The following is a 7285-nucleotide window of genomic DNA, read 5'->3' on the forward strand; positions in this document are numbered from 1 at the left end:
CCCTTAATCCCCCCTTAATAAGGGGGGTGTCTGACAACTTTTAACACCTACCTACTTATAAGCAAATCTTGCCGATACAAAAAACCATGAAAATTAAGTCTATAAAGCTTATTAATTATCGAGGTGCAGTTAGTTTAAACATCGACTTTCATCGGCAATTAAACGTATTTATAGGAGTTAATGGTGCGGGAAAATCCACCATTTTAGATAGTTTGGCGATTATGCTTTCATGGTTAGTTAATCGCCTAAAAAATACTAATGCCAGTGGACGAAAGATTAGCGAAACCGAGATTAATAATGGTCAGGGGACGGCTATAATTGAAATCACGGGGGTGACGGAAGATAGTCAAGAGATTACTTGGAAAATAGTAAAAACTAGGACTGGATATAGCCACGCTGGGGAAGGAAGTAATTTTAGCCAATTAAATGAATACACTCAACAAATACAACGACAAATTACTGAACATCAAGGAGAAATTAACTTACCTTTATTTGTTTATTATTCTGTTAATCGAGCCGTGGTAGATATACCATTAAAAATTAAAACAAAACATCAATTTGATTCTCTAGGTGCCTACGAAAATGCTTTAACCAGTGGATCAGATTTTCGCACTTTTTTTGAATGGTTTCGCGAGCGCGAAGATTTAGAAAATGAAAATCGAAAATATCAGGATTATCTAATTAAACCAGAAGGTTTTTGTTTTCCTGATCCCCAATTGGAAGCGGTTCGGGAAACGATCAAACGTTTTCTACCCGATTTTAGTAATCTTAGCGTCCGTCGTAATCCCTTGAGAATGGAAGTAACAAAAAAGAATAAAATAGTTACTGTTAATCAACTTTCTGATGGAGAAAAATGTCTGATTGCTATGCTGGGAGATTTAGCTCGAAGAATGGCGATTGCTAATCCTCAAAATCCTGATCCCTTAACGGGTAATGGTGTTATTCTCATTGACGAAATTGATTTACATTTACATCCTCAATGGCAAAGATTTGTAGTACCTAAATTACTAGAAGTTTTTCCTAACTGTCAATTTTTTATTTCCACCCATTCTCCTAATATTATCACTCATGTTCAGCCAGAAAGTTTACACTTCATGGAACAAACAGAAATGGGAATAAAAGTTCATCCTGTGCAAGAGTCCTACGGCAAAAATGTTGATCGAATTTTAGAAGATTTGATGGGATTAGAGACAACCCGTCCCAAGGAAATCGCTGAAGCTTTGAAAGATATCTATGAACAAATATCTCAAAATCAATTAGAGGCAGCTAAAAATAAAATCAATGATCTCAGAGCTAAAATTCAAGATGATCCAGAATTAATTAAAGCTGAAGTTATTATTCGACGCAAGGAAATTATCGGAAAATGAAGTATATTAGAAAAAGACAAGAACCACCAGAGTTTAAGAATTGGAAAGAGCAAGAGCAAGCTAACTCAGATTGGCAGCCCGACTTTAGAAATTTAGCAGGAAAACCAAAAGAAATACTAATTAAAGCGTTGATGACAGAACAGGGGGAAATATGTTGTTATTGTGAAAGTCGATTGGTTGATGGTAAATGCCATATAGAACATTTTAAACCTCAAAGTGATCCCACTGTTGATCCCCTAGATTATGCCAATTTGCTATGTTCCTGTCAGGCAAATCTTAAGTCTGGTGAACCTCGGCACTGTGGTAATCTAAAAGATAACTGGTTTGATGAAAATCTCTTAATCTCTCCACTTAATCCCGATTGTGAGTCTCACTTTGCCTTTAACTATGATGGTACAATTAAACCTGCACAAGAAGATGATCAAAAAGCAATTAATACTATCGAAAAGTTGGGATTAAACCTCAATAAAATCAACGACTTTCGTCATAAAGCCATCGAGCCTTTTTTGGATGAGGAGATAGATAACGCTCAATTAAAAGTTTTTGTCAATGGATATTTATGCTTAGATGATCAACAAAAATACTATCCTTTCTGGACAACAATCAAATATCTGTTCAGCGATTTAATTGAATAATCTTTCCTTTACAAAAATACAAGAATTATTATAAAAATTTAGATAAACAAGAAAAAATATAAAGTCTCATGAAGATTATTCAAGAATTATCTCAAAAGTCAACAATTGATGAGATTCTGGCCAGATAATGGGGATGGAGGGGTGAATCAACCTTTCCCAAGTTGAACGGAGATTGTTGTCGAGAGTCGGAGAGAAAAGCAATGAATATCAAGGATACATTACACAATTTTGTCCAGTACCTAACGGAGGCTTTTGCTCGCATTTTTAGCCCCAACAATGATGAGTATCCCGATGTGGGGATGCAGCCTTTTGATTCTGAACCTTACCATGCTCCCAAGGGTAATTCTTAACTAAAAATGACGGATAACTGCTTTGAGATAAAAGTTATGGGTAGGGATAATAACCCTACCTGATTTTATAGAAAAATAATTAATCTTCTGCTTGCCAATCGGGACAACTATCACTATCCCAACCGTAGGGATGGAAACCGCAGACGAGAAGATTACCCCCGTAGATATAACCGTGATAATTACGGCAACCGATACAAGCAGGATGGGTGTTAGGATCGGGGTTAACCTTAGGAGTGAGCATAAAATCCGAGGGTTCATCTAATTCCGAAAAAAGGGATTCATCGAGGTTAAAAAATTCTTCTAATTCCTGGGGTAAAACCTCTTGAATAAACTGTTCCAGATCGATGATAATTTCCTCATTGATTTCTTCGATAGTTTGGGCTACTTCTTGGAAAAAAGTTTCAATTCCCAGCGCGACAGTTTCGATAACTTCCCAAAAATCTTTCGGCCAATCGTCCATGTTTATACTTGCATCCCTTGTCTGGTAATAATTAATTATTTGTCGCTAAAATCTAGGTTTTAATCCCGTTGCAGTTTCCGTAATTCCTCCTGAAGACGTTCCACCTGTTGCCGCAATTCATCTACTTTTGGATCGGCTGCTTTGGTGTCCTCCTCATCTTCAATAATTTCTATCCGTCGGGGTTCATGGGGAATATTAGATTCGTTACCTGCCACCGTTTGCTGTTGTGCCTGTTTCACCAACTCATCAACGTATTTGCGCGCTTCTTCTGTCGTCATTTCGCCGCGAGAAATCATTTCATCGGCTAATTTTTGGGCTTGATTTCTTAATTCTTGTAAATTTACTTCAGCTTTTTCGGCGGCATAAGTAGCAATGCCGACACCCAAATAAACTGCTTTTTTGACTAAATCACCTAAGTTGGCCATAGCAAAAATCCTGAATTGATCGCTCTTACTTCCTAGAATAAACGATCCTTCTCCCAAATGGAGATGGGTTTTGGGAGTCAGTGAACAGTGAACAGTAAACAGTAATCAGTGAACGCTTGCACCTCTATCCAAGAGAGCCATCAGTGAACTGAAAACTCACATCTGATAACTGATAACTGGTAACTGATAACTGATGAGGTAAAGTTTTGTAAATAGATGCGGTGGTGGCGACAGCAAAATTGATCGCTATAAAGATTAAATTTTAGTCAAATTGCTGGTTTTTTGCGCTCAAAACGACGATAGAGGTTTATTAGGTCATTTTTGACCTAAATAGTTTGATTAAGCTCAAAATAACTAAATATTGCGGATAGCAGCCAGCAGCCAGCAGCCGGCTGAATCGATTTGTGTTCATCCTCAGCAAAGATTTAAACTAAAGAATCGAGACCAGATTCCCGATTTAATCACAAAAAACTATGTTTCCTATTCATCGCCCCCGTCGTCTGCGTCAAACCCCTCAAATGCGCCGTCTGGTGAGTGAAACCGTCTTGACAGCCAATGACTTCATCTATCCCCTTTTCGCCACGGCGGGGGAAGGTATTGCCCAGGAAGTCAAATCGATGCCGGGGGTGTACCAATTATCAATCGATAAAATTGTTGACGAAGCCAAGGAAGTGCGGGATTTAGGAATTCCAGCGATTATTTTATTCGGGCTGCCGGAAAGTAAAGACACAGAGGCGACGGGAGCATGGCACAATCATGGTATTGTCCAAAAAGCAGCCACAGCAATTAAAGAGGCAGTTCCCGATCTACTCATTGTCGCCGATACTTGTTTGTGTGAATATACCAACCATGGTCATTGTGGTTATCTGCAAACGGGAGATTTAACCGGCAGGGTGTTAAACGATCCCACTCTGGAATTATTGCAAAAAACCGCCGTTTCCCAGGTAAAAGCGGGAGTGGATATCATTGCACCGTCGGGAATGATGGATGGTTTTGTGCAGGCAATTCGTCAAGGATTGGATGAGGCGGGTTATAGTGATACACCGATTCTTTCCTATACGGCTAAATATGCCTCTGCCTATTATGGGCCGTTTCGGGATGCCGCCGATTCTACCCCCCAATTCGGCGATCGCAGAACCTACCAAATGGATCCAGGTAATGCCAGGGAAGCCTTAAAAGAGGTGGAATTAGACGTATTAGAGGGAGCAGATATGTTAATGGTGAAACCTGCCCTGTCTTACATGGATATTATCTGGAGAATCAAGGAAATGACTAATTTACCCGTGGCTGCCTACAATGTGTCGGGGGAATATTCGATGATTAAAGCGGCGGCGTTAAATGGCTGGATTGACGAAAAACGGGTGACTTTAGAGACTTTAACCAGCTTTAAACGGGCCGGTGCCGATATTATCTTAACCTACCACGCTAAGGATGCCGTGCGCTGGTTAGCAGCGGGTTAAACTTGATGATTTAACCCACCATGCTGATTATTAAGTAGGTAGGCACAATTCATTCAAGCAACTACATAGCGCACTGCTGCAACAATTTGTAACCGATCGTGGAATCTATGATGCTTTTTATTTTTGGATGTTCAAGTGCCGACGGTTCCACAGTTTTAGTCCTTCAAACCAGAAAATACTGACAACTCCAGAAACTAAGCTAACCAGCAAATCATCAGTATGTAGAAATGAAAAGCTGAACAGGTGTCGTAACAAGGGAACATAGAGAACTAATCCCAAAAACAGGAGTCCACCGCCGATCACCCACCACAAAGCCTGATTAGGAGCTTGGAGCATTTCTGGAATCGTTCGGGACCAGGAACGATTGGTTAAGATCATAGCGAGGTTGGAGATAATCAATGTCGTAAATGCTAAGGCACGAGCATTAAATTCACTATTGCCGTTGCTATAGGCGATCGCAAATACAATAACCAGTACCACTAAAACGCTGATCCCCTGAAGCAAAGCCAATCGCAACGTCCGACGACTGAACAAGGGTTCTTTGGGATTACGGGGGGGGCGACGCATAATATCGCTCTCTGCCGGTTCAGCTTCAAACACAACCGTGCAGGCTGGATCGATAATTAAGTGCAGAAAGGCAATGTGGATGGGGAGCAGCACTAAGGGCCAGCCAAACATAACTGGAATCAACGACATACCCGCGATCGGAACGTGAACGGCCAAGGTATAGGCCATCCCCTTTTTCAGGTTGTCAAAGATACGTCTTCCTAGTTTGACCGATTCGACAATGGACGAAAAATCATCTTTCAACAGGACCAGATCGGCAGACTCGCGCGCTACATCCGTACCCCGTTCACCCATGGCAATGCCGATATGAGCAGACTTGAGAGCCGGGGCATCGTTGACACCATCACCGGTCATGGCCACAATTTCCCCGGAGCGTTTCAGTGCATTGACAATCAATAGTTTTTGTTCGGGGACGACACGGGCAAAGATGTTGGTGCTTTGAATGCGATCGCGCAGTTCCGACTCACCCATTTGCTCCAGTTCCCTACCGGTGATCACCTTGTCTAAAGGCCTGAGTCCAATCTGACGGGCAATGTTCTGGGCTGTTACGGGATAATCACCCGTAATCATCACAACGCGAATTCCCGCACCATAGCATTCAGCGATCGCAGGTGCCACAGTAGGACGCACGGGGTCTTCCAGGCCGATGAGTCCGACAAATTCAAACTCAAAGTCGTGTTGTTGAACAGGTAAGCGATCGTCAGATTCTAAGTAGGCTAGAGGCCCGGATGAATCAAGAGCGTGGGTTTTGGGTAATGTTCCTATTTTGCGTCCTTGGGCGACTCCCAGAACTCGCAAACCTTCTCTGGCCATTGCCTGGATCTGTTCGACCAACTCCTGTTGTTGAATCGGGCTGAAATGGCAGAGATCGGCGATCGCTTCTGGCGCTCCTTTTGCCGCAACGGTAAGCTCCCCCGTCAGGGATTCCCAGACACAGGACATGGCCAAGAGATCGGTGGACAGGGGATATTCGTGCAGTAGTTGCCAATCGCTATGCAGGTGTTCAGTCTTGGCCAGGTAATCCCAACCAATTTGCTGCAAAGCTTTTTCCATCGGGTCAAAGGGATCTTTACGACTCGCTAGAATACCAAACTCGATCAGGGGATGAAGGACTTCTGGCAAGGGTTCGCGCTCATGGAGCGTCACATCGTACAGATAAGCATTGGAGCCGCTGTAAACCAACAACTGTTTAACGGCCATTTGGTTCAATGTCAGGGTTCCAGTCTTATCGACACAAAGAACGGTGGCAGAACCCAGGGTTTCAACCACTGGAATGCGACGGGTTAGTACCTGTTTTTGCGAGAATCGCCACGCTCCCAGAGCCAGAAAGATGGCCAGCACCACCGGAATTTCATTGGGCAAAATTGCCATCGCTAGGGCTAATCCTGCCAAAAAGCCCTGTAACCAATCGGCCCGGGTTAATCCATAAATCACGACCACCGCCGCACAAATGGCAAGCGCGATCATCGTCAATTTACCGACAATGCGACGGGTTTCTTTCTGTAAGACCGTGTCTTCCGGTTCAACCGTTTGCAGAGCCTTGCCAATTTTTCCCATTTCAGTGCCGATACCCGTTGCTTGCACCTGGGCAATGCCCTGCCCTTGTACCGCCAGAGTACCAGAATAGACGGTGGGCAAGTCGTCTCCACCCGGTCTCAAGGTGGCTGAAAGGTGCTTCGGGTCTTCTTCCCTGTGGATGATGCGTTTCCTGACCGGAACAGACTCTCCGGTTAACAGCGATTCATCGAAAATTTGGGTCTGAAACCCCGTCGTTCTACGACGGCTTTACTGTTAAATATGAGCATCGTTTACGAAATATATGCTAAAATGTGAGACATGGAAAAATCCTATTCTTACCGATTTTACCCAACACCAGAACAAGAGTCGCTATTGCGGCGCACATTGGGCTGTGTAAGATTAGTTTACAATAAAGCTCTCCATCTCAGAACACAAGCTTGGTATGAAAGACAAGAAAGAGTAGGATATACTGAAACTTCTTCAATGCTAACCGATTGGAAAAA

The 7285-nt window shown here is 42.8% G+C and carries 7 protein-coding genes and 1 pseudogene; 5 read left to right on the forward strand and 3 right to left on the reverse strand.

The annotated features are described in order from the left end of the window. Nucleotides 1–86 precede the first annotated feature (86 nt). The 3 genes from IQ242_RS12095 (at nucleotide 87) to IQ242_RS12105 (ending at nucleotide 2352) form a co-directional block, all read left to right on the forward strand. Complete coding sequence (locus tag IQ242_RS12095; RefSeq protein ID WP_193960139.1) at nucleotides 87–1367, forward strand: AAA family ATPase; 1281 nt, start codon at nucleotides 87–89, stop codon at nucleotides 1365–1367. Continuing rightward, nucleotides 1364–2002, forward strand: coding sequence for a retron system putative HNH endonuclease (locus tag IQ242_RS12100; protein WP_193960140.1), 639 nt, complete (start codon nucleotides 1364–1366; stop codon nucleotides 2000–2002). The genes IQ242_RS12095 and IQ242_RS12100 overlap by 4 nt, the downstream gene beginning before the upstream one ends. A 200-nt stretch (nucleotides 2003–2202) precedes the next feature. Further along, a complete protein-coding gene (locus tag IQ242_RS12105; protein WP_002752187.1) occupies nucleotides 2203–2352 on the forward strand; it encodes a hypothetical protein in 150 nt (49 codons plus the stop codon). A 79-nt stretch (nucleotides 2353–2431) separates the two neighbouring features. Here the strand turns inward: IQ242_RS12105 and IQ242_RS12110 are convergent, their stop codons facing one another. Beyond that, a complete protein-coding gene (locus IQ242_RS12110; RefSeq protein ID WP_193960141.1) occupies nucleotides 2432–2812 on the reverse strand; it encodes a hypothetical protein in 381 nt (126 codons plus the stop codon). 59 nt (nucleotides 2813–2871) lie between these two features. Next, complete coding sequence (locus tag IQ242_RS12115; RefSeq protein ID WP_002797138.1) at nucleotides 2872–3237, reverse strand: phasin family protein; 366 nt, start codon at nucleotides 3235–3237, stop codon at nucleotides 2872–2874. 473 nt (nucleotides 3238–3710) lie between these two features. Between IQ242_RS12115 and hemB the strand changes: the two genes are divergently transcribed. Beyond that, complete coding sequence (hemB, locus tag IQ242_RS12120; protein WP_193960142.1) at nucleotides 3711–4697, forward strand: porphobilinogen synthase; 987 nt, start codon at nucleotides 3711–3713, stop codon at nucleotides 4695–4697. Between the two features lie 117 nt (nucleotides 4698–4814). On the opposite strand, the pseudogene IQ242_RS12125 reads toward hemB, so the two are convergent. Beyond that, nucleotides 4815–7010: pseudogene (locus IQ242_RS12125) on the reverse strand (cation-translocating P-type ATPase); the annotation flags it as partial. A 90-nt stretch (nucleotides 7011–7100) separates the two neighbouring features. On the opposite strand from IQ242_RS12125, the gene IQ242_RS12130 reads away from it, so the two are divergent. Further along, a partial coding sequence (locus tag IQ242_RS12130) for a helix-turn-helix domain-containing protein (protein ID WP_193960143.1) occupies nucleotides 7101–7285 on the forward strand: 185 nt, incomplete at its 3' end.

The sequence above is a fragment of the Microcystis sp. LEGE 08355 genome (genome assembly GCF_015207185.1).
Lineage (GTDB): Bacteria > Cyanobacteriota > Cyanobacteriia > Cyanobacteriales > Microcystaceae > Microcystis > Microcystis panniformis.

Bases quoted from the DNA above. Each gene is read 5' to 3' on its own strand.
- IQ242_RS12095 (WP_193960139.1), top strand. From the start codon at position 87: ATGAAAATTAAGTCTATAAAGCTTATTAATTATCGAGGTGCAGTTAGT.
- IQ242_RS12100 (WP_193960140.1), top strand. From the start codon at position 1,364: ATGAAGTATATTAGAAAAAGACAAGAACCACCAGAGTTTAAGAATTGG.
- IQ242_RS12105 (WP_002752187.1), top strand. From the start codon at position 2,203: ATGAATATCAAGGATACATTACACAATTTTGTCCAGTACCTAACGGAG.
- IQ242_RS12110 (WP_193960141.1), bottom strand. From the start codon at position 2,812: ATGGACGATTGGCCGAAAGATTTTTGGGAAGTTATCGAAACTGTCGCG.
- IQ242_RS12115 (WP_002797138.1), bottom strand. From the start codon at position 3,237: ATGGCCAACTTAGGTGATTTAGTCAAAAAAGCAGTTTATTTGGGTGTC.
- hemB (WP_193960142.1), top strand. From the start codon at position 3,711: ATGTTTCCTATTCATCGCCCCCGTCGTCTGCGTCAAACCCCTCAAATG.